This window comes from Providencia sp. LY12 (genome assembly GCF_057621555.1).
Window position 1 is genome coordinate 4,254,553 of the sequence record NZ_CM172594.1, and the last position, 22,020, is coordinate 4,276,572.

21 protein-coding genes are annotated in these 22,020 nt (G+C 36.5%); 17 read left to right on the forward strand and 4 right to left on the reverse strand.

Annotation, left to right across the window (positions count from 1 at the left end; translation table 11 throughout):
* Window positions 1-175 precede the first annotated feature (175 nt).
* The 15 genes from ACY3ZI_RS20215 to trmL all read left to right on the forward strand — a co-directional run bounded on the left by ACY3ZI_RS20215 (window position 176) and on the right by trmL (window position 16,020).
* Entirely contained in the window at window positions 176-799 is a 624-nt protein-coding gene (locus ACY3ZI_RS20215; RefSeq protein WP_272535724.1) for an acetyltransferase, read from the forward strand.
* 1 nt (window position 800) lies between these two features.
* The gene (neuB, locus tag ACY3ZI_RS20220) at window positions 801-1,841 is read left to right on the forward strand and encodes an N-acetylneuraminate synthase (RefSeq protein WP_487375741.1); all 1,041 of its coding nucleotides are present in this window, start codon (window positions 801-803) and stop codon (window positions 1,839-1,841) included.
* A gap of 3 nt (window positions 1,842-1,844) precedes the next feature.
* Entirely contained in the window at window positions 1,845-3,113 is a 1,269-nt protein-coding gene (locus tag ACY3ZI_RS20225) for a cytidylyltransferase domain-containing protein (RefSeq protein WP_487375742.1), read from the forward strand.
* On the forward strand, window positions 3,110-4,276 hold the full coding sequence (gene neuC, locus ACY3ZI_RS20230) for a UDP-N-acetylglucosamine 2-epimerase (RefSeq protein WP_487375743.1): 1,167 nt from the start codon (window positions 3,110-3,112) through the stop codon (window positions 4,274-4,276). The genes ACY3ZI_RS20225 and neuC overlap by 4 nt, the downstream gene beginning before the upstream one ends.
* Window positions 4,277-5,350: a glycosyltransferase family 4 protein gene (locus ACY3ZI_RS20235; RefSeq protein WP_487375744.1), complete on the forward strand. Its 1,074-nt coding sequence runs from the start codon at window positions 4,277-4,279 to the stop codon at window positions 5,348-5,350.
* Window positions 5,347-6,354, forward strand: a complete 1,008-nt coding sequence (locus ACY3ZI_RS20240) for a glycosyltransferase family 52 (protein WP_487375745.1) — start codon at window positions 5,347-5,349, stop codon at window positions 6,352-6,354. Before ACY3ZI_RS20235 ends, ACY3ZI_RS20240 begins: the two co-directional genes overlap by 4 nt.
* 3 nt (window positions 6,355-6,357) lie before the next feature.
* On the forward strand, window positions 6,358-7,413 hold the full coding sequence (locus tag ACY3ZI_RS20245) for an EpsG family protein (protein ID WP_487375746.1): 1,056 nt from the start codon (window positions 6,358-6,360) through the stop codon (window positions 7,411-7,413).
* 66 nt (window positions 7,414-7,479) lie between these two features.
* Window positions 7,480-8,619 carry an oligosaccharide flippase family protein gene (locus tag ACY3ZI_RS20250; RefSeq protein ID WP_487377584.1) on the forward strand — a complete coding sequence of 380 codons (1,140 nt, stop codon included), beginning with the start codon at window positions 7,480-7,482 and terminating at the stop codon, window positions 8,617-8,619.
* Entirely contained in the window at window positions 8,582-9,325 is a 744-nt protein-coding gene (locus ACY3ZI_RS20255; RefSeq protein WP_487375747.1) for a glycosyltransferase family 2 protein, read from the forward strand. The genes ACY3ZI_RS20250 and ACY3ZI_RS20255 overlap by 38 nt, the downstream gene beginning before the upstream one ends.
* A gap of 3 nt (window positions 9,326-9,328) precedes the next feature.
* Window positions 9,329-10,276: an NAD-dependent epimerase/dehydratase family protein gene (locus ACY3ZI_RS20260; RefSeq protein ID WP_487375748.1), complete on the forward strand. Its 948-nt coding sequence runs from the start codon at window positions 9,329-9,331 to the stop codon at window positions 10,274-10,276.
* Between the two features lie 50 nt (window positions 10,277-10,326).
* Entirely contained in the window at window positions 10,327-11,352 is a 1,026-nt protein-coding gene (galE, locus tag ACY3ZI_RS20265; protein ID WP_487375749.1) for a UDP-glucose 4-epimerase GalE, read from the forward strand.
* A gap of 330 nt (window positions 11,353-11,682) precedes the next feature.
* A complete protein-coding gene (locus tag ACY3ZI_RS20270) occupies window positions 11,683-12,831 on the forward strand; it encodes a polysaccharide export protein (RefSeq protein ID WP_487375750.1) in 1,149 nt (382 codons plus the stop codon).
* 22 nt (window positions 12,832-12,853) lie between these two features.
* Complete coding sequence (locus ACY3ZI_RS20275) at window positions 12,854-13,282, forward strand: arsenate reductase/protein-tyrosine-phosphatase family protein (protein ID WP_487375751.1); 429 nt, start codon at window positions 12,854-12,856, stop codon at window positions 13,280-13,282.
* A 32-nt stretch (window positions 13,283-13,314) separates the two neighbouring features.
* Window positions 13,315-15,396 (forward strand): polysaccharide biosynthesis tyrosine autokinase, encoded by a 2,082-nt coding sequence (locus ACY3ZI_RS20280; RefSeq protein WP_487375752.1) that lies wholly within the window; start codon window positions 13,315-13,317, stop codon window positions 15,394-15,396.
* Between the two features lie 120 nt (window positions 15,397-15,516).
* The gene (gene trmL / locus ACY3ZI_RS20285; protein ID WP_006660558.1) at window positions 15,517-16,020 is read left to right on the forward strand and encodes a tRNA (uridine(34)/cytosine(34)/5-carboxymethylaminomethyluridine(34)-2'-O)-methyltransferase TrmL; all 504 of its coding nucleotides are present in this window, start codon (window positions 15,517-15,519) and stop codon (window positions 16,018-16,020) included.
* Window positions 16,021-16,259: 239 nt separating this feature from the next.
* On the opposite strand, the gene cysE is transcribed toward trmL, so the two are convergent.
* From cysE to ACY3ZI_RS20305, 4 genes are all read right to left on the reverse strand, one after another.
* On the reverse strand, window positions 16,260-17,081 hold the full coding sequence (gene cysE, locus ACY3ZI_RS20290) for a serine O-acetyltransferase (protein ID WP_036950776.1): 822 nt from the start codon (window positions 17,079-17,081) through the stop codon (window positions 16,260-16,262).
* 23 nt (window positions 17,082-17,104) lie between these two features.
* The gene (gene gpsA / locus ACY3ZI_RS20295; protein WP_108479153.1) at window positions 17,105-18,133 is read right to left on the reverse strand and encodes an NAD(P)H-dependent glycerol-3-phosphate dehydrogenase; all 1,029 of its coding nucleotides are present in this window, start codon (window positions 18,131-18,133) and stop codon (window positions 17,105-17,107) included.
* Between the two features lie 9 nt (window positions 18,134-18,142).
* Window positions 18,143-18,610 (reverse strand): protein-export chaperone SecB, encoded by a 468-nt coding sequence (gene secB, locus ACY3ZI_RS20300; protein ID WP_006660561.1) that lies wholly within the window; start codon window positions 18,608-18,610, stop codon window positions 18,143-18,145.
* 73 nt (window positions 18,611-18,683) lie between these two features.
* On the reverse strand, window positions 18,684-19,118 hold the full coding sequence (locus tag ACY3ZI_RS20305; RefSeq protein WP_487377586.1) for a rhodanese-like domain-containing protein: 435 nt from the start codon (window positions 19,116-19,118) through the stop codon (window positions 18,684-18,686).
* A 418-nt stretch (window positions 19,119-19,536) separates the two neighbouring features.
* Between ACY3ZI_RS20305 and envC the strand changes: the two genes are divergently transcribed.
* Both envC and ACY3ZI_RS20315 read left to right on the forward strand, forming a co-directional pair.
* Window positions 19,537-20,829 carry a murein hydrolase activator EnvC gene (envC, locus tag ACY3ZI_RS20310; protein ID WP_211887621.1) on the forward strand — a complete coding sequence of 431 codons (1,293 nt, stop codon included), beginning with the start codon at window positions 19,537-19,539 and terminating at the stop codon, window positions 20,827-20,829.
* 60 nt (window positions 20,830-20,889) lie between these two features.
* A complete protein-coding gene (locus ACY3ZI_RS20315) occupies window positions 20,890-21,972 on the forward strand; it encodes a divergent polysaccharide deacetylase family protein (RefSeq protein ID WP_487375753.1) in 1,083 nt (360 codons plus the stop codon).
* The last annotated feature ends 48 nt before the right edge of the window (window positions 21,973-22,020 follow it).

Consider the following 22,020-nt stretch of genomic DNA (forward strand, 5'->3'; position numbering starts at 1 on the left):
TTATTAATTGAGCAGACCTGAAAAAAATGCAGCATTTTCAATTAATAAACACTAAATTTTGAAATTCAATGGCGCTCTGGGACCCGATAACCCAGTGCGGTAGCTATGGGATCTAATAACTACTATTATGTAGTTAAACATGGTTTCTTACGTCTTAAAATAGAATCAGAAAATCATGACAAAAAAGAAATTAATTATCATTGGTGCTGGTGGTTTTGCTAAATCTATTATTGATAGCTTAGATGAACACCAATACTCATTATCAGGATTTGTAGATACCTACAAAATAGGAACTCACCAAGGCTATCCAATTATAGCTAAAAGCATCTATCACATTAGCAATCCGTCAGATTATGTATACTTTATTGGTATTGGAGACCCTGTTGTCCGACATGAATTTTTAATTCTTTTAAAAGAAAAAAAACTAGAACTTATTAATGTTATAGATCCCACAGCAATATTATCTAAGAGTGTGTATTTAGGTACAGGGATTTATATAGGGAAAATGAGTATCATTAATAGTGGAACAACAATATTAGATGGCGCCGTAATTAATACTAGAGCTTTAATTGAACATGGCAATACAATTGGAATATGCACTAACATTTCAACAAATGTTGTATTGAATGGTGATGTCAATGTTGGACAGAAGACTTTTGTCGGAAGTTGTACTGTAGTAAATGGGCAGATCAATATAGGCGAGTGTTCCATTATTGGCTCCGGTTCTGTAGTTATTCGCAATATCCCAGATAACGTTGTTGTTGCAGGTTCACCCACAAGACTAATTAGAGAAATATAGAATGAATAAAATTTTTATTGTCGCTGAAATAGGTTGTAACCATAACGGTGATTATCAATTAGCCAAAAAAATGGTCGATGAGGCATATAAAGCGGGTGTTGATGCAGTAAAATTTCAAACATTTAAAGCAGATCAATTAATATCTAAGATTGCACCAAAAGCTGAATACCAGATAAAAGTAACTGGCTCTAATGAATCACAGTTAGAGATGACCAGAAAATTAGAACTACCATATGAGGAATTCATAAAACTTGAAGAATATGCCAAGCAACTAGGTTTAGATGTCTTCTCAACTCCATTTGACTTTGACTCCATAGATTTTCTTGCATCACGAAATCAAAAAAAATGGAAAATTCCGTCCGGTGAGCTACTTAATTTACCTTATTTAGAAAAAATTGCGAAATTAGAAATTCCTAATAAAGAAATTATCATTTCTACAGGAATGGCTACTATAGATGAAATAAAAATGGCTCTTAATGTGCTTCATCAGAATGGAATAAAAGCACAAGATATTACTATATTACATTGCAATACCGAATATCCAACACCTTTTGAAGATGTAAACTTAAATGCTATTACTGGATTTAAAGAAATATTTAAAGATTATAAAATAGGCTTTTCTGACCATTCTCCTGGATATTATGCAGGAATAGCATCAGTACCTCTTGGTATTACTTTTATTGAGAAACATTTTACTCTAGATAAAAATTTTGACGGCCCAGACCATAAAGCCTCAGTTACCCCTGATGAGCTATATTTATTATGCCAAGGCATTCGTACTATAGAGTTAGCTTTAGGAAGCAAAGAAAAGCAGGTAACTGAGTCAGAGAGAAAAAATAAAATTGTTGCACGAAAATCAATAGTTGCCAAAAGAAATATTACAAAAGGTGAGATCTACACTATTGAAAATATAACAACAAAGCGCCCTGGAAATGGTATCAGCCCTATGTACTGGTACGATATCTTAGGTACAAAAGCTGAAAATAATTTTGAAGAAGATCAATTAATTAAACATTCAGGCTATTTACCTCAAGAGGTGTAGTTTATGACATTAAAAAAGATAGCCATTATTCCAGCTCGTTCTGGTTCAAAAGGATTACCAAATAAAAATATTTTGATGCTACTAGGTAAACCATTAATAGCTTATACAATCGAAGCCGCTATTAATTCAAAATTATTCGAACGAGTTATCGTATCAACTGACTCCATAGAATATAAAGAAATTTCAGAGAAATATGGTGCTGAAGTCATTATTCGAGATAAGGAATTAGCATCAGATCAAGCTACCTCATTCATGGTTATTGATAATATATTAAAAAAAATACCTCAGTATGATTACTTTGTATTATTACAACCGACATCACCATTCCGTGATGAGTCTCATATTAAAGAGGCTATAGGTATTTTTGAATCCAATGATAAACATGAGTTTCTAGTTTCAGTAACTGAAAGTGAAAAAAGTACAGACTTAATTAAACCAATTGATTCAGATAACTCGTTAAAACATTTTAACCTAGACTTCAGTAATTATCGAAGACAAGATTCGCAATATTATACCCCTAATGGAGCGATATTTATTGGATATAACAGTTCTTACTTAAAACAAAAACATTTCTTTGGTCCTAAGGCCACAGCATACTTTATGTCTAAAAAAGACTCTATTGATATTGATGATGCTTTAGACTTTGAACTTGCCATTTGTATTCAGTCAAAAAAAGAAAAAGAAAAAACCTTACTTGAGAATATAAAGAATAGGATTAATGAAAAAAAAGAGCTATTTAATAAAGAATATCCAATTACTTTAATAGGGCACTCTATATTTGACAATTGGAATATTGAAAAATTAAATGAAAAAGAAGTTAATAATTTAGGGATTTCTGGAATTAGCTCAGAAAAATACATTGAATTAATATTAGATAAAAACTTAATTACAAGCATCGGCAATACTATTGTTATCTTTGCAGGAACAAATGACATTACTCTAAACGATTGGACACCCGAAAAAACGTGGTTCTGGATTACTAACATGGTAGAAAAGATATTATTAATTAATCCAACTGCTAACATCTATATATTGTCTGTACCACCAATTAGAGGCCGTATAGATAGAAATAATCATGTCATTGAGTTGCTAAATGAGTATCTAAATAATGAAATACATAAATATAATGGCAAACTCAAATACATAAGATTAAGTAGTGATTTTTATGATGCGTTTGGAAATCTAAAATCTGAGTTTACCTATGATGGTTTGCATTTCACTCAAGAAGCTTATTTACACTTAGAAAAAGAATTAGGTGATGCTTTAAAATGAAAAAGATATTATATGTTACCGGCTCAAGAGCTGAATATGGCATAATGAAACCACTATTAATTGCATTAAAAAATGACCCTGATATTGAACTGACATTAGTAGCTACTGGTATGCACTGCGATGAGAAATTTGGTTTAACTTATAAGAATATAAAGGATGATGGTTTTGTAATTGATAAATTAATTGATATAGAGCTAAATACATCTAACAATCAAAAAATACTAAAATCAATGGCTATATGTTTAGATAAATTTGGGCAGTATTTTGAAGATAACCATTTTGATGCTGTTATGATTTTAGGTGATAGATATGAAATCTTTTCTGTTGCTATTGCTGCTGCAATGCATAATTTACCAATTATCCACCTGCATGGGGGAGAACAAACATTAGGTAACTATGACGAATTCATAAGACATTCGATTACTAAAATGTCTAAACTACATTTAGCATCGACCGATGAATATCGACAACGCATCATCCAATTAGGTGAACACCCTAATTCCGTATTTAACATAGGCTCTTTAGGCGCAGAAAATAGTTTATCATTATCTTTGCCAACTAAAAACGCGTTAGAAAAAAAATATGGCATTCTTAATAGAGAGTATTTTGTAGTTGTTTTCCATCCAGAAACTCTAATGAGTACCCCTATAGAGCAACAAGTATCTGAACTTCTCAGCGCTCTTAATGAACTTTCAAATATTTATGACTATATCTTCATTGGTTCAAATTCAGATACTGGATCAAATATAATTTCATCTTTAATTAGCGAATTTTGCGAACAAAAAAAAACTCGTTATATTACATCATTATTACCTGAAGAATACTTAGCTTTATGTAAATATTCATGTGGATTAGTCGGAAATTCCTCATCTGGCATAATAGAAATGCCATCATTAAAAATACCAACAATAAATATTGGTTTTCGTCAAGGCGGTAGAATTAAAGCAAAAAGCACAATTGACTGTGTATGTATAAAATCCAAAATAGTTGAGTCTATTCTTTATAGCCAATCTAATGAATTCCAAGCTATTGTTAAAAACTCAATTAATCCATACTCACAAAATAATTCAAAAGAAAACGCATTGAAAATTATCAAAGGATTTATAGCCAAAGATAATAATAGCCCTAAAATTTTTTTTGATTTTGAAAATAATGAGAATTAAATGAAAATATTATTTATCCTTGCCGATATCACTTTTATTGGCGGAATAGAACGAGTTATAGCAAACCTATCAAACGCTCTATCTAAACATAATATAGAAGTAGAAATACTAAGTTTATACAAATCAAATGATTATTGTCACTTCGATATAGATAAAAAAATAAAAATTTCATTTTTGAATGAAAGCTTGCACTATGATGGAAAACCAGGGTCACTAAAAAGGCTATTAAAGCATTTAACAAATATAAAAAAATTGAGGAATTATCTAGAAGAAAACTCGTTTGATTTTATAATAGCAAATTCATTTCCTACTGCCTTTCAATTATACTTTTCAAAAAAAGAAAGTAATTGGATAGCATACGAACATGTTCATTTTAATTACTATAATTATTTAGTAAGAAAAATCAGAAATTTAATTTATAAAAAATTTGATAAAATAGTTGTGTTAACAACTAAAGATGAAAAAAAGTTTAGCCAAATTTTCAATAATGTAATAACCATCCATAATCCATTAAGTTTCGAGAGCACATCGGTCTCTAATTTAGAAAATCATACACTGATTGCAGTTGGACGTTTGGAGAAGCAAAAAGGTTTCGACATACTAATTGATGCATTCTCAAAAATAAATAACAAAAATTGGCGATTAAATATTTTTGGCGAAGGTAATGAACATGAGAAATTATTACAAAAAATAAATTCATTAGGAGCCTCTAATATTTATTTAATGGGAAAATCTAATGATATAAAAAGAGAAATGCTATACTCTAGTATTTTCATTCTTTCATCCAGATTTGAAGGCTTCCCTATGGTATTGGGTGAAGCAATGGAATGTGGCTTACCATGTATATCATTTGATTGTCCAAATGGACCATCAGATTTAATTCAGCATGACCATAATGGAATTCTAGTTAAGAATGGTTGTACTGATTCCTTAGCAAAAAATATAGAAATGCTAATAAACGATCAAAAAAAAATAAACTATTTAGCTGAAAATGCTAAATCTTCTGTTAAAGAACTATCAATATGCAATATAACAAATCAATGGATGACAATGCTTCATCAGGTGAAAAAATGAAAAAAAATGTTTTTGTATGTAAGACCACATGGGAGCATTTTATTACATTATTAGTCTGTGCCAATATCTATAATAAAGAAAAAGAAAAGTCTGTCATAATCATTGAAAAAGCATTAGAAAATAGTTCTTTTTTCAAAAAAATAATTCAACTAGAATATTTTAGTGAATGCCTTCAAATATCACTAAAACAAAATAGAATATTGAAATTCATTCTCTTTAAATATAGAATTAAAATATCACTTAACCATTTTTTGAAAAAATTTACAAATAATAATACCTCAATCAATGTTTTTGTAGACCAAAGTGTTATCTCTCAATATTTTATACATAGAAATCTCAAACTAAATCTTTATGAACACGGAAATGGAAACTATCTTGTTGGCGCTTATCCGAACTTTCCTATCTTAAAAAAGATTCTTGGTGTAACTCCTGGATATGGAAGAAGCAATATGATTGAAAATATTTATCTGCAATATCCAGATAAAGCCCCTCATGATATAAAATATAAGACTAAAAAATTAGATTTAAAAAACCTGTTTAATTCACTAACACTTAAACAACAGCAAGAGATATATAATATTTTTGACATACCTGAAATATTAAGCAGTGATAATAATTTAATAATATTAACACAACCCTTTAGTGAAGATGGATTCATGTCAGAAAGTAAAAAAATAAAAATCTATCATGATATCATCATTAAAAATTCAAATAAAAAAATATATATAAAGCCGCATCCTAGAGATAGGACAGACTATAAAAAACTATTTAAAAAAGACATAATTGTCTTCCCATCATCTTTTCCAATTGAAATATTAAACTTTAAAAATATAGAATTTAATACAGCTATTACAATATGTTCAGGATCTATCTATAACTTTCATTATCCTATTAATGTGGAAATTATTGGTACTGAAGATTTACCTGAATTAATTAAGCCTTTAGGAAAAATAAAGCAACAGTCTATACCTAAAGATAAATATAATTCAATTCAGTACATTTAACTTATGGAATTTTATATATTATTTTTTGTTATACTAATAACACTTACTCTAATATCACTTGTTTATAAAAACTTTGATTATACTTGTTATATAGTATCAACATTTATTGCTATATTTTTCATAGGTGGACGTTTAAATGTAGGAGCTGATTTTATTGAGTATCAGCACATATATAACTATGAAGAAAAAATAAATTTTGATTTTTTATTTGAATTTTTCTTTAAATTATTTAGATGGTTAGGCTTAAATTATCCAGAAGCGTCACTATCTTTTTTTATGCTTACTTTATTATTTTTCCATTTAGCTATAAAGAATAACTCTTGTAAAACACTTTCTCTTTTTTTCTTTATCTTATATTCTATAGTTTCATTAACATCAACAATTAGGCAAGGTTTATCTCTTCCTTTTTACCTACTAGCTTTTAACTATATATTAAACTTGCGAAAGTACTATTTTTACTCTTTTATTGGCACCTTATTTCATGTGTCAAGTTTTATCATGCTTTTAATTTACCCGCTAAAAAAAATAAAAATCAGTAGACCTAACTTTTTATTTGTTATCCTATTTTCGTTTCTAGTAGGCTATTTTGATTTAATTAACGTACTTATTTGGTTTATTGATAATACTATAACCTTTAATAATTATCATGCTAATAAAATACTAACTTATTCTACACGCTATAATGAACCAATGTCTCTGATTTCACAGTTATATAGGTTAGGTGGTGTGCTTTTTCTATTTATTTTTAATAATAGCCTATGTAAGAGAGAAGACTTAAATTTTTGTAAAAATATATACTTGATGACATTTCTATTCACATTGATATTTAAAGATAATGGAGTCCTTATTAATCGACTATCATTTTCCACAAATGTATCATTATTATATATAGCCTTTAATTATAACTATATAAGTAAAAAGAAAATAACCAAAGAGATAATATTATTATTTTTCATTACTTATTTTTCCGTAAATTACTTTAAGTTTATCCTTACAGACTTACGATATGGAATTGAAAGTGCGTATTTACCTTATAGAAATTTTATTTTTGACAACTAGAAAATGAATATAGACAAGTTACTCTATTTTATATTTGATATTATAAATAAAGCTCTCCCTTTCCTCATGATACCATTTATTACTCGTCATGTGTCATTAGGTGAATATGGTAATATTGAGTTATTTATTTCTATCTATGTTTTTTTTAGCTTTATTATTAGTTTTGCTTTTGAAGGATGGCTATCATCTAATTATTTTAAAACCAGCAAATTATCGATATACATAAAGTCATATTTATTATTTGTTCTATATTTATCTTTAATTATCTTTCTTTTCATATTTATTTATGACTCGTTTTTATCTTTAACTATCTTTATCGCCTTTACTAATGCTATTCTTTTTCTTGTTACTACTTTACTTAGATTAGAAGGTAAATTCAAATATGCGGGAGCAATACTGTTATTCAATAGTGTAATTAATGTAATCACGTTATATTTGTTTTTTATACTCTTTGAGCCAACATTTCAGAGTCGAATTTATGCCCTTGTATTAACATACTTCATTACACTATCTATTCTTATTTATATTATAAGAATAAAATATAACCATATAATTTTAGCTAACGCAGAATTATCAGCATTTAAAGTGATATTTTTATTTTGCCTTCCTTTATGCATCTCAATGATTAGCTCATGGATTAAAGGAAATGTTGATAAGTTTTATATTGGGAGTTTACTATCATTAAATGATCTAGCCATCTATTCCTTGGGGTTTCAAATTAGCTCTGTTTTAGGTGTAATAACCATTACTATAAATAAAATAATTCAACCTTCTTTTTTTTATAAAATGAGCAATGGTTTAAATACTAAAGGAAGTATTTTTCTAGTGATCTTAATAATAATTATCGGCTCTATTTTTTATTTGTTCTCTATAGATTACTTATTCTCATTTATCTTTGATGATAGATATTTACCTTCTATGGAACTACTCCCATTTTTTATCTTATCATTTACTTCATCAGCTATAGTTATGATATTAAATAATTATTTAATGTTTCATCAAAAAACAAAATTAATCATGTATCAAGTAATAATCTCTTCATTTTTTCATTGTATAATCAGTTTTTCTCTCATTCATTACTTTTCAATTATTGGAGCAACAATAGCACAGCTAACATCGTCTATCCTATCATTGTTAATTACATTATTTTTCCTGAGAAAATTAAAGTATGCCAAGCTTAATATCAGTTGTAATGCCAGCCTATAATGCAGAAAAAACAATTTTAGAGTCAATTGAGAGCGTTATATCTCAAACATATTTAAATTGGGAGTTAATAATTATTGATGATTGTTCTAATGATATGACGCTTGAGATTATAAAAAAATATTCAATTCAAGATAGCCGAATCAAACTTATTAAAAATGAATTTAATCTTGGAGTTTCTTCCTCAAGAAACATATCAATCAAAAATTGTTCAGGTGATTTTATTTGCTTTCTAGATAGTGATGACATTTGGAGCCCTAATAAACTAGAAAAACAAATGCTTCTACTAAATAGTGGATGGGATGTTGTATGTTCCAATTACACTACATTTTCCGATGATAGTAATATCATACTACAACACAGGAAATCTCCACCAATAATTAAATATACTGACATGTTAAAATCTAACTTTATTGGTAACCTAACAGGTATATATAACAGAAAAAAGCTAGGTACATTTTTTCAAAAGAAACTTGGCCATGAGGATTATGTAATGTGGCTAAATATATTAAATAAATCAAGAAAAGCATATTGTATTCAAGAGCCTCTCGCAAAATATAGAATATCTAAAAAATCAATATCCGCGAATAAAATAAAAACCATGCAATGGCAATGGTTTATTTATCGTAATGAGCTGCAATTTTCACTAATAAAATCCATGTATTACTTTTCTCATTACATAGTCAATGCCTTAAAAAAGAGAAGATAATTTATGCTAACTATCATCGGTGGTTCCGGTTTTATCGGAACACGTCTGTCAAACCAATTAAAATCTAAAAATATCGATTTCAAAATTGTTGATATTGAAAAAAGTGAAGCCCACCCTGAAAAATGGGAATTTGGCGATGTCACCAAACCTGAAACGCTTATCGAACCACTGAAAGGTAGTGACGTTATTATTAACCTATCGGCAAAACACAAAGATAACGTTCACCCTATTAGCCTTTACTATGAAGTGAACGTTGATGGTGCCAAAAACGTCTGTGATGTCGCTGAACAATTGGGTATCAAACATATTGTTTTCACCTCATCGGTTGCTGTTTATGGCTTTGTTGAAAAAGAAACCGGGGAAGATGGCGAATATCATCCATTTAACCACTATGGTAAATCTAAGTTAGAAGCTGAATACGTTTACGATGCATGGCAGGCAAAATCTGCGGACAATATCTTAGTCACTATTCGTCCGACCGTTGTATTTGGTGAAAATAACCGTGGTAACGTTTATAACCTATTCCGCCAAATTGCGTCTGGTCGATTCTTAATGATCGGTTCTGGTAACAACCAAAAATCAATGGCTTATGTAGAAAATATTGCAGCGTTTATTACATTCGCAACCACCTTCACTGAAGGAAAGCATGTATTCAATTACATCGATAAGCCTGATTTTACAATGAACGAATTAACAACGGTCATTTGTGGTGCCCTTAATAAGCCAAAATCTAATATCAGCATTCCATATCCAGTTGGGATTTTAGGTGGCTACTGCTTTGATGTACTTTCTAAACTCACAGGGAAAGAATTCCCAGTTAGTAGTATTCGTGTGAAAAAATTCTGTGCTCGTACACAATTTAAATCCAATTACATTGGAAATACCTCTTTTGTTCCACCTGTTACTTTGGAACAAGGTATCGCCAATACTGTGCAATATGAGTTTAAATAAAACCCATTTTTCATAATCTCAATTTTGGAATATATAGACAGGATGCAACCATGAGCAGTTCTTGCGTATTAGTCACCGGCGGTCTTGGCTATATCGGCAGCCATACCTGCGTACAAATGATCCAACAAGGTATTCAGCCGATTATTTTAGATAATCTTCATAATGCTAACCTTGAGGTGCTTAATCGCATTGAAACTATCACGGGAACTAAACCGACGTTTTATCAAGGCGATGTTCGTGATGAAGCTATTTTGGAAACCATTTTTGCTCAGCATTCCATTAGCTCAGTGATCCACTTTGCGGGGTTAAAAGCAGTAGGTGAATCTGTCGAAAAGCCGATTGAATACTATGATGTGAATGTGAATGGCACCTTAGTTTTAGTGCAAAGCATGCGTCAGGCAGGTGTTAAAAGCTTAATTTTTAGCTCCTCTGCGACTGTGTATGGTGAGCCTGAACATACCCCGTTAACTGAAGAATCCTCTGTCGGAAATACCAATAGCCCATATGGTACGAGCAAATATATGGTTGAGCGTATTTTAACTGACCTCAGTATCTCTGATAGCGAATGGTCCATTTCCTTACTACGCTACTTCAATCCAGTTGGTGCACATAACTCCGGCTTGATGGGTGAAGACCCGAATGGCATCCCAAATAACCTGACTCCGTTTATTGCTCAAGTGGCTGTCGGTCGCCGTAAAGAACTTGCTGTATTCGGCGGGGATTATGCCACCAAAGACGGCACTGGCGTCCGCGATTATATCCATGTGATGGATTTAGCTGATGGGCATATTGCTGCGTTAAATCATATGAATAAAAACTCAGGGCTTTATATCTATAATCTGGGTACAGGTACCGGAACCAGCGTGCTGGAAGTGATCGCTGCTTTTGAAAAAGCTGTCGGTAAACCAATCCCTTATAAAATTGCTGAACGTCGTGCAGGAGATATTGCTGAATATTGGTCAACTCCAGCAAAAGCAGAGTGCGAGCTTGGTTGGAAAGCCAAATATAACATTCAGGATATGGCTGATGATGTATGGCGCTGGCAATCTATGAATCCTAACGGTTATCAAAGCTAAATCATTCTTGATATAGCATCAATTAGGCGAGCCTCTAGCTCGCCTTTTTATTTTCCATTTTTTATTCCCTCAAACTCTATTCTCACCATACAGTTAACCTACTCACTTCCTAGTTCGCTTCTGGTCTATTCCTCAAACCACCTCTCACTCACAAAACATCCATCTCATCAATATCATTTTTTGTTTTATTATATTTTTATATAACATCGATTTTTGGATGAATTATTTGGTTTTTTATTTAAAACTGAACTATTATCCCGAGCTGACTTTATGTCGTGTAACTTCGATTGCTAAAAATTACCATTATCCATCCTGATTAGGGCTATTATCATGTTCAGTAAATTTTTCATAACTATCACAATGAGCATCCTAATTTCTGGGTGTCATCTCGTCCCGGGAGCCTATATTTCCACATCAGGAAAGAGGGTTATTGATACTGGTAAGCAAGATATCAACCAGCTTGTGGATATTTACCCTATCTCCCCTAAGCTGATAAGTGAAATGCAAGTTGCCCCCGTGATTGCAAAATCTAATCCTCAGCTTGAAAAGCAGCTAGCCGATTACGACTATCGTGTTGGCGTGGGTGATGTGCTGGCAATTACCGTATGGAATCACCCTGAACTCACTATCCCCGCGGGCTCCTATCGCAGCGCTGCTGATTCAGGGAATTGGGTTCACGCAGATGGCACCATTTATTATCCCTATATTGGAAAAGTCTCCGTTCTTGGTAAAACAATCAGTGAAATCAGGAAATTAGTCAGTACCCGACTAGCTGCTTACCTTGAAGCACCACAAATCGATGTCAGCATTGCCGCCTTTCGTTCGCAAAAAATTTATGTGTCTGGCGAAGTGACTAAGCCGGGTTCCTTGCCCATCACTAATGTCCCTCTCACTATTTTAGAAGCCTTTAATACCGCAGGCGGGTTAACCGAAAAAGCGGACTGGGACAATGTGATCCTCACCCGCGAAGGCAAAGAGATAAAAATCTCGCTGCAATCTCTAATCCAATACGGTGATTTAACCCAAAACTACTTAATGCTATCTGGCGATGTTCTCTATGTTCCCCGTAATGATGCGCAAAAGGTCTTTGTGATGGGAGAAGTGGGGAAACCATCAACATTGACTATCGACCGTGCAGGAATGAGCATCACTGAAGCGCTAAGTAAAGCCAATGGGCTCAACCAAACAACCGCAAGTGCAACAGGGATTTTTGTCATTCGGTCAACGCATAAACCCACACCAATAGCAGATTCTGAAGACGAAAACCCCCTTTCTAAAATGGCAGAAATTTATCAACTCGACCTCTCCGATGCGACATCACTCGTGATGGGAACTGAATTTAAATTACAACCTTATGACCTTGTTTATGTAACAGCAGCACCCGTTGTTCGGTGGAACCGTTTAATCACCCAATTACTGCCAACCATCGCCTCATACAACCAGCTTGCCGAAGGGACTAAGCGTATTCATGCATGGTAATTTTATTTTTAATCAAATACTTATGTTCAATAACATTCTTATCGTGTGCATGGGGAACATCTGCCGGTCACCCACTGCGGAGCGTTTAATGCAGGAGCTTTTCCCCCAAAAAATGATCCACTCCGCAGGGCTGATTGCGCTGGAGAATCAACGGGCTGATGCTCAAGCTCGTCATATAGCAAAAAGCCATCACCTCTCTTTGGAGGATAATCGTTCTCGTCGTTTGACCGGGCATTTATGCCAGATGGCGGATTTGATCCTCGTAATGGAAAACACTCATACCCAAAAACTTTATCGGCAATTTCCGCAAACCCGAGGAAAAGTCATGCTATTTGGTGAATGGCTAAATAAAACCGAAATCCCAGATCCTTATAAACATAGCGAGGAGATGTTTGTGCATGTTTATCAGCTTATGGAAAAAGCAGCCGAGTCGTGGCAAGGAAAGATTTAACCTCTATTTAAACTTATTTAAAAACTAACTCTATGAACAATACAGAAAAAAAGCATGTGCCGAACACCGATGAAATCGACTTACTCGCTATATTAAAAACACTGAAATCTAACACGCTAACGATAGCGGCGTTTACTATTGCCGCCATTTTAAGTGCCGGAGTGTATTGCTGGCTCGCTTCTCCTATTTACCAAGCGAATGCTACATTACAGTACGATAAAGTAAACCAAGCATCACTATTAGAAAAAATGAACGATGGAATACTTTTTGGTGGCAATAACGGGCAAATCGATTCAGAAATTGAAGTCATTAAATCCAGAATGGTGTTAGGCGAAACGGTGTCAGATTTGAATTTAGATATTCGGATTTTACCTTCAAAGATATTTTCCAGATTTCTAAGTGATGCGGCCGCTGTTCATATTGCAAAGTACCAATTGCCTTCAGATTTAATCGGCCAGCCCGCCACGTTAACCTTTCTAGATAGTCACCAATATACATTAAATCTTGCTGGCCAAACTTATCATGGGCAAATTGGCACCCCTTTAGAGCAGGGAGAAATTCAGTTATTGATTGATTCATCTACAGCTCAAGGTGGGGAAAAACTGACCTTAATAAAAAATGATCGTTATTCTGCTATCGAAAATTTGCGACGCCGTCTCAGTATGAATGAAGCCAGTAAAGGCTCTGGTATCATTAACTTAACAATTAAAGGGGAAAATCAACGAGAAAATATCGAGATTTTGGATAATGTTATTCAGAATTATATTAATCAAAATAGAGAACACAGAAAACTAGCCACAAACAACACGTTGATTTTTCTAGATAATTACATACCAAAAATAAAAAACAAGCTCGATCATTATGAAAATCAGTTAAATACGTTTCGTAAACAAAATGAGTCCATTGACCTAACGCTAGAGGCCAAATCTGCACTTGAGAGTGCATTGCATGTAGAAGAAAGGCTAAATGAGCTTACTTTTAAAGAAGTGGAGCTTCAACAACGATATACCCGCAGCCACCCGGCTTATCAAGCCTTACTCGATACACGCCAAAAATTGCTACTTGAGAAAGAAAAAGCCAGCAAAAACATTCAACAGCTGCCAAACACCCAGCAGCAAATTATTCGTTTAACTCGTGATGTTGAATCCGAGCAAGCTATTTATAATCAGTTGGTGACCAAGCAACGCGAACTCAGTGTGCTGAATTCAGGGATCACTGCCGATGTGCGAATTATTGACTCCGCAGAATCTTATCCCGCAGCCATTGCTCCCAAGAAAAGCTTAATCATGGCGCTGGCCTCCTTATTAGGTCTCGTAATAGGTTGTGCATTTGTGATCGGGAAAGAGCTTCTCAATAATAAAATTAAGAACACGGAAGATCTCGAGGCGCTAGACCTCCGTGTTTATGCCGCCGTTCCATTCTCGTTGGATGAAAAAAAATCACGGTATCGCGAAAGTAAAAAGCCCCTATCCATTGAAAAACCAGCAGATATGGCAATAGAGTCCATTCGTTCATTAAGAACAAGTGTCTATTTTTCTGTTATGAACCAAGACAATAATATTGTGATGGTGACAAGTGCATCCCCAAATGTAGGAAAAAGTTTTATTACTGCAAATATGGCTGTCGTCCTCGCCAATGCAGGTAAAAAAATTCTGCTTATCGATACTGATTTACGCAAAGGACATATCCATAAAACATTTGGGCTAGAAAATAAATCTGGGCTTTCAGAGTTTTTATCCCAACATAGGGAAAATCCAGTCTCGACACACCAACAAGTTATTGAGAATTTAGACATTATTAGTCGAGGGAAAAGCACCTCGCACTCTTCAGAACTGCTTATGAGCGAGCAATTTAAGCATTTATTGGACTCAGTTAAACATCAATATGACATGGTTTTGTTGGATACTGCGCCCATTTTTGCGATTACAGATCCCGCTATCATCGGAAAATATACCGGCACATCACTTTTAGTGGCCTATTATGGCGTGAATACCGTTAAAGAAATTGAACGCGCACTTAAACATTTCAAGCAAAATAATATTGAAATTACTGGCACCATTCTTAATGGCATTGATGAAAAATCTGACGATTATCATTATGTCTACCAGTATTAATCGAATGGCGAGCCACCCGCTCGCCTTTCACTCTCATACCTACACAACTAATGCATCTTTCCAAATTTGCGCGTAAACTCTGCATCATCTTTTTCATCCCGACCAATAGCCGTTAACGTTATGCCACATATTGTTTTATTCGAACCTGAAATCCCACCAAATACTGGGAATATCATCCGCTTATGCGCCAATACAGGCTTTAGTCTGCACCTGATCCATCCCCTCGGTTTTACTTGGGATGACAAACGCTTACGCCGTGCAGGGCTAGATTACAGCGAATTTGCGGATATCAAACATCATCATGACTATTACGCATTCTTAGAAAGTGAAGGGTTAAATCCTGATAATAATCAGTCGCCAACGGGCGCTCGTGTGTTTGCGTTGACAACCAAAGGTAAACCGAGCCACAGCAATGTGAGCTATCGGGAAGATGATTATTTGATGTTTGGACCAGAAACTCGCGGCTTACCGCCTTATGTTCTCGACAATATGCCAATCGAGCAGAAAATTCGTATCCCGATGCTGGCTGAAAGCCGCAGTATGAATCTTTCTAACTCGGTCGCCGTTGTAGTTTTCGAAACGTGGCGCCAGCTTGGGTATCCGGGTGCGCTGCTGAAAGACTAAAACAACAAAGGAGCTGCTTAAGCTCCTTTGTTTTTTTAATCTTAATATGATGCCTAATTCTCTATTTCAATATTACGGACATCAGTTAATCCATCTGAATGGCTATTATACTGATCGAGATTTTTAAGCAAGTCTACTTCTAAAAAGACAGGTGAATGTTTCTTACTTAGCTGAGAATAGCGGCACCTAAGTAGCTCAACAAACTGAGTTGAACTCGAATCTTGCACTTTTTTCACCAGCTAAATCCCATCCCCGCCTTCAAAACCATCAACGTTGCCATTAAAGTTTTGATCCATCTCCAGCGATGGCTTATCGCTTGTTGGCTTACCGACAATACGCGCAGGAACTCCCGCCACTGTGGTATGAGGAGGAACTGGGTGCAGCACTACAGAGCCAGCGCCAATTTTTGCGCCGCGACCAATTTCAATATTGCCCAGAATTTTAGCGCCAGCGCCAATCATCACCCCTTCACGTACTTTAGGATGACGGTCGCCACAGGTTTTACCGGTACCGCCTAGCGTAACAGACTGAAGAATAGACACATCATTTTCGACAATCGCCGTCTCACCAATCACGATCCCCGTCGCGTGGTCGAGCATGATCCCACAGCCAATACGGGCAGCTGGATGGATATCGACCCCAAAAGAGACCGAAATTTGGTTTTGTAGATAAACGGCCAACGCTTTACGCCCTTCACCCCATAACCAATGCCCAATACGATAGGCTTGTAGGGCGTGAAAACCTTTCAAATACAGCAGTGGCGTAGAATATTTATCAACCGCAGGGTCTCGTAAACGGACAGCAGAAAGGTCCATCGCCGCAGAGAAAATCATCTGCTCGTCATTACGATATGCTTCTTCCACAATTTCGCGGACTTCCATTGCGGGCATAATCGGTGAACTCAACTTGTTCGCCAACATATAGCTAAGCGCACTACCGAGGTTGTCATGCTTCAGTAATGTCGCGTTAAAAAAACTGGCAAGCAAAGGCTCACAGTCAGCAAGCGCCTTGGCTTCTTCCTTAATGTAACCCCAAATTCTATCCAGTTCTTCACGCGACATAATGGCTCTCTTCTATATTATTATTAGCTTGGTAACTTAGGCATATCTGCAATTTCATCTTTAGTTGCACGCCCGAGCAATGCTTGGGAGGCTTCTAACACATTTTTATTGCAGTAGAGAATTTGATAAATCTGTTCCGTGATTGGCATTTCAACACCGGCACGCTCCGCAAGGGCTTTCACTTCTTTGGTATTACGATAGCCTTCAACCACTTGCCCAATCTCTTTTTCCGCCTCTTCCACACTGACACCATTTCCCAACATCATACCGAAACGGCGGTTACGGGATTGATTGTCGGTGCAGGTTAACACTAGGTCGCCAAGTCCTGCCATACCCATAAATGTGGATGGATCAGCGCCCAGTGATACACCTAAGCGGCTCATTTCAGCTAACCCACGAGTGATCAACGCTGTACGTGCGTTTGCCCCGAAGCCCATACCATCGGAGATCCCTGCGCCAATTGCGATAACGTTTTTTACTGCGCCACCGAGTTGCACACCAATCATGTCAGGGTTTTTATAGACACGGAAACTTTTACCGCAATGGAATAATTTTTGTAAATCATCACCAAATTGGCTATCGGATGCGGCGACTGAAATAGCCGTAGGGAGACCAGCTGCAAGCTCTTTGGCGAAGGTAGGGCCAGAAAGCACCGCCAGAGGAATTTCGTTTCCTAATACCTCACGCGCTACATCTTGCAACAAACGCCCGGTATCTCTCTCTAACCCTTTGGTTGCCCAAATAATGCGGGAGCCCGCTTTTAGATACGGTTTGATTTGCTTGAGCACATCACCAAATACATGGCTAGGTACCACAATCAAGATATTCAGGCTCGCTTCAACGGCGCTTTTTAAGTCCGTTTCGAGAGATAAACTATCAGGGAAAGAAACACCAGGTAAAAATGCTTGGTTGCTACGTTCTTGGTTTAATTTACGGATGTGTGCTGGGTCATGCCCCCACAACACCACCTGATGACCATTACGCGCAAGAGTAATGGCTAAAGCGGTGCCGTACGAGCCGGCACCGATCACTGTCATTGAAGCAGTATTCATTAAGCGACCTTATTGAACTTCAGGGTTCTGCGCTTGTTCACCTTGTTGCTGCTGTAAGTAATTCATGAACAGTGCATCAAAGTTAACTGGCGCTAAGTTCAATTGTGGGAAAGTACCACGACCCACCATGTTCGTGATAGTTTCACGCGCATATGGGAACAGGATATTCGGGCAGTATGCACCTAAGCAATGTGCCATTTGAGTGCCTTCGATACCATCAATGGAGAACACTCCCGCTTGCTGAACTTCACACAGAAATGCAGTTTCTTCGCCCAGAGTAGCGGTAGTTGTCACACGCAGAACAACCTCATATACGCCTTCAGCTAGCTGAGTTGAAGAAGTATCTAAATCTAATTTGATCTCTGGCTGCCACTCTTTTTGAAAGATTTGAGGTGCATTAGGTGCTTCAAATGAAACGTCTTTTGCGTAGATACGTTGAATTTGAAATACCATTTCTGAGTTGTTTTGTTCTGACATAATAATTACCTTACTTCCATATTAGAGTTTCGAGATATATTCAGTTGCCGGCACATTTTACAGTGCCGGATAATTACTTCTTACCACGAGCCAGTGGTAGGTTTTCACCCGCCCAACCAGCGATCCCTTCTTTCAGGACAAAGACTTTTTCAAAGCCATGATGAGCAAGCTGTTCAGCAGGTTTAGTTGCTTCCATTCCACTTGCAGAAACCATAATCACAGATTTCTGTTTATGTTTTTCCAGCTCACCCAAATTATTATCTTTAATTTCAGATGGTGTTAAGTTAATAGAATCAATAATATGCCCTTTGCGGAACTCTTCGCGAGTACGTAAGTCCACAACAATTGCTTCTTCTTTATTGATCATTGTAATCGCTTGAGTGCGCGCAATGACTTTAGTTTTAGAGAATAGGCTTCTGAAGGTCATCACGACCACGGCAACAAATAACACTATCCAAGTCAGACTAACAAACGTGTTACGACCGACAAATTGCATGATTTCTTGGATCATGGGGGGCAATTACTCCCGTTAGTTAAAAACGAATATCAAAGGGTTCAGAGTATACCTTTGTGCTGAGCTAATTACAGCCAGTTAGCGCAAACTAGAATGTCTTTTTTGCGAAAACACTCGCAGAGTTAACACCTTTTTACTGAAAAAAGAATTTTTTTCTCAAAGCTGTACGCAGGCATTTTAACATAAACATGCTCCGACTAGACTTTGACGCTAAATTAATTCCCATCTAAATAGAGTATATACAGTAAAATTCAGTGATAATACGCCTATAATTTGACTTAGTATCAAATGGTATAATAGCAATATTCTTAATTTTTAAGCGTTTTTATGACTATTTTTAAGAGAACACTGGAAAGCACGACTTGCAGATGAAATAATCAGTTATTGCATTTAATTGAGGTGATCTATCACAATGGCCCATACATCCCATCGAATAAAGACGTTTTTTGTTCGTCAGGCAATGATCCCCGCCCTGCTTGGTTTGGGGTTATTCACTTTGGCGCCTTCTCACGTCGCGCTCGCGAATCAGATCACCGAAAATAAAGGTCAATTAAATGACCTGCTAAAAAGCATTGCTGAAAAAGAAAAAAGCGTTAAAGAACAGCAAACTAAAAAAAGTAATCTCCTTCAGCAACTTAAAGAGCAAGAACAAAGTATTTCAGCAGCAAGCCGTGATTTGCACCTAACACAAAACCAATTAAAACAGCTAGATAAAGAAATATCCGCCTTATCTAGCAATATCAGTCGGCTGCAAAAGAAAAAAAATGAGCAAGAAAAACTACTTGCTGAGCAGTTAGATGCTGCATTCCGACTTGGTAAACACCAAGGTTTATCACTACTCTTAAAGGGTGAAGAAGGTCAACGGGAAGAGCGAATTCTTGCGTATTATGGTTACCTCAACCAAGCTCGTGAAAAAAATATTCTTGATCTAGAAGAAACCACCAAAGAGCTGCACGAACAGAAACAATTAGAGCAAAAAAAGCAAGCTGAGCAGAAAACAACGCTCACACGCCAGCAGCAAGAAAAACAAAAGCTCGATAATGCGCAAGCGTCACGGCAAAAAACCTTAACCGTATTAGAAAGCTCATTAAAAGAAGATCAAAAAAATCTCGCGGTCTTAAAGCAGAACGAAGCCAGACTACGCGACAAAATTGCTAAAGCAGAACGCGAAGCCAAAGCACGCGCTGAGCGTGAAGCTCGTGAAGCCGCGCGAATTCGTGCTCAAGTAGCTGAAAAGGAAAGGAAAGCCAAACAGAAAGGCTCCACGTATAAGCCATCTGAAAGTGAACAATCACTTATGTCTCGAACAGGCGGTTTAGGTCGTCCTGCAGGCCAAGCTATCTGGCCAGTACGCGGTTCCACCCTACATAATTATGGAGATGTGATCTCCAGCGAATTACGTTGGAAAGGGATGGTGATCGCCGCAAATGAAGGCACCCAAGTTAAGGCTATTGCGGATGGTCGTGTACTACTCGCTGACTGGCTTCAAGGTTATGGTTTGGTTGTTGTCGTTGAGCATGGTAAAGGGGATATGAGCCTATATGGCTATAACCAAAGTGCGCTGGTAAATGTGGGACAAGAAGTCCGCGCAGGTCAGCCAATTGCGTTAGTGGGAAGTAGTGGCGGTCAAGAACGCCCTGCACTTTACTTTGAAATTCGCCGACAAGGTAAAACCGTCAACCCTCGCCCGTGGCTAGGAAGGTAGTACAACCACCTTTCACACTACCTATAAAATGCTAGGCTATAAAAAGTTAGGAAAATAATTATGTTAAAACACTCGCCGATGAAATCACTGATTAGCCTGCTCCTTATCCTGGTCAGCTCTCAGGCGAGTGCCGCCAAACTCGCTATTGTCATTGATGATTTCGGTTACCGAGCCAAAGAAGATAATCAAATCCTAGCGTTACCGGCGGCCATTAGCATTGCTATTTTACCTAACTCACCTCATGGTGCTGAAGTCGCAGCAACCGCCTATCAGCAAGGGCGGGATATTTTAATCCATATGCCCATGAAACCATTGAGTAAACAGCCTCTCGAAAAAGACACTTTGGCACCCTCGATGAGTGCTGAAGAGGTTGACCGCATCATCAAAAATGCCATTAGCCGAGTTCCTCACGCTAAAGGAATGAATAACCATATGGGCAGCGAGATGACCTCCAGCCTTTCTGGGATGCGCAATGTGATGCGCTCACTGTCGCAATCGAACCTCTTTTTCTTGGATAGCGTCACGATTGGTAATACGCAAGCATTGAATGCTGCTAAAGAATTTGGCGTTCCCTCTACGAAGCGCAATATTTTTATTGATAATCACCAATCTGAAGAAGAAACCCGTACACAGTTGAATAAAGCCATTGCTTACGCGCGTAAACATGGCAGCGCGGTGGCTATTGGTCACCCGCATCCATCAACCGTGCGCGCCTTACAAAAATTTATTCCACTGGTTCCCTCTGATATTGAGCTTGTGCCTGTCAGTTCACTGGTCGGCTATCAGCCAGCAACTGGCGAACCACGTAAAACGCTCAGAATGCAACCTGAAGGCGTTAATCCAACTCTGCCAGTGACAAAGCCAGAGACAAAAATGCCATTCAAATCAGAGGCAAAACCTCATGAAGCGGCTAAAACAACGGTAGATTCTGATGATGCTACACCAACTCTTGCGGAGCCAGAACTGACCAACGATGCTGCGGAGCAACCTGAAAAATCAGTCAGTCCCGCAGAGTTAGGCGTATGCGATATCGAACTCCCAACCACCCGACTTCAGGGCATTGAGCTACTCATGTTTGTGGTCGAGGCCATTTATCAAGATAAAACCCTACAGCCCCTGATTACAGAAAAGAAAATACCATAACGGGTAAGACTAAACATAGAAAAGGGTTTAAAGGCCTTCGCCAATAAA

What these genes read in the sequence shown, in the direction of transcription:
- ACY3ZI_RS20215 (WP_272535724.1), top strand. Translation starts at nt 176, where the DNA reads ATGACAAAAAAGAAATTAATTATCATTGGTGCTGGTGGTTTTGCTAAA.
- neuB (WP_487375741.1), top strand. Translation starts at nt 801, where the DNA reads ATGAATAAAATTTTTATTGTCGCTGAAATAGGTTGTAACCATAACGGT.
- ACY3ZI_RS20225 (WP_487375742.1), top strand. Translation starts at nt 1,845, where the DNA reads ATGACATTAAAAAAGATAGCCATTATTCCAGCTCGTTCTGGTTCAAAA.
- neuC (WP_487375743.1), top strand. Translation starts at nt 3,110, where the DNA reads ATGAAAAAGATATTATATGTTACCGGCTCAAGAGCTGAATATGGCATA.
- ACY3ZI_RS20235 (WP_487375744.1), top strand. Translation starts at nt 4,277, where the DNA reads ATGAAAATATTATTTATCCTTGCCGATATCACTTTTATTGGCGGAATA.
- ACY3ZI_RS20240 (WP_487375745.1), top strand. Translation starts at nt 5,347, where the DNA reads ATGAAAAAAAATGTTTTTGTATGTAAGACCACATGGGAGCATTTTATT.
- ACY3ZI_RS20245 (WP_487375746.1), top strand. Translation starts at nt 6,358, where the DNA reads ATGGAATTTTATATATTATTTTTTGTTATACTAATAACACTTACTCTA.
- ACY3ZI_RS20250 (WP_487377584.1), top strand. Translation starts at nt 7,480, where the DNA reads ATGATACCATTTATTACTCGTCATGTGTCATTAGGTGAATATGGTAAT.
- ACY3ZI_RS20255 (WP_487375747.1), top strand. Translation starts at nt 8,582, where the DNA reads ATGCCAAGCTTAATATCAGTTGTAATGCCAGCCTATAATGCAGAAAAA.
- ACY3ZI_RS20260 (WP_487375748.1), top strand. Translation starts at nt 9,329, where the DNA reads ATGCTAACTATCATCGGTGGTTCCGGTTTTATCGGAACACGTCTGTCA.
- galE (WP_487375749.1), top strand. Translation starts at nt 10,327, where the DNA reads ATGAGCAGTTCTTGCGTATTAGTCACCGGCGGTCTTGGCTATATCGGC.
- ACY3ZI_RS20270 (WP_487375750.1), top strand. Translation starts at nt 11,683, where the DNA reads ATGTTCAGTAAATTTTTCATAACTATCACAATGAGCATCCTAATTTCT.
- ACY3ZI_RS20275 (WP_487375751.1), top strand. Translation starts at nt 12,854, where the DNA reads ATGTTCAATAACATTCTTATCGTGTGCATGGGGAACATCTGCCGGTCA.
- ACY3ZI_RS20280 (WP_487375752.1), top strand. Translation starts at nt 13,315, where the DNA reads ATGAACAATACAGAAAAAAAGCATGTGCCGAACACCGATGAAATCGAC.
- trmL (WP_006660558.1), top strand. Translation starts at nt 15,517, where the DNA reads ATGCCACATATTGTTTTATTCGAACCTGAAATCCCACCAAATACTGGG.
- cysE (WP_036950776.1), bottom strand. Translation starts at nt 17,081, where the DNA reads ATGTCGCGTGAAGAACTGGATAGAATTTGGGGTTACATTAAGGAAGAA.
- gpsA (WP_108479153.1), bottom strand. Translation starts at nt 18,133, where the DNA reads ATGAATACTGCTTCAATGACAGTGATCGGTGCCGGCTCGTACGGCACC.
- secB (WP_006660561.1), bottom strand. Translation starts at nt 18,610, where the DNA reads ATGTCAGAACAAAACAACTCAGAAATGGTATTTCAAATTCAACGTATC.
- envC (WP_211887621.1), top strand. Translation starts at nt 19,537, where the DNA reads ATGGCCCATACATCCCATCGAATAAAGACGTTTTTTGTTCGTCAGGCA.
- ACY3ZI_RS20315 (WP_487375753.1), top strand. Translation starts at nt 20,890, where the DNA reads ATGTTAAAACACTCGCCGATGAAATCACTGATTAGCCTGCTCCTTATC.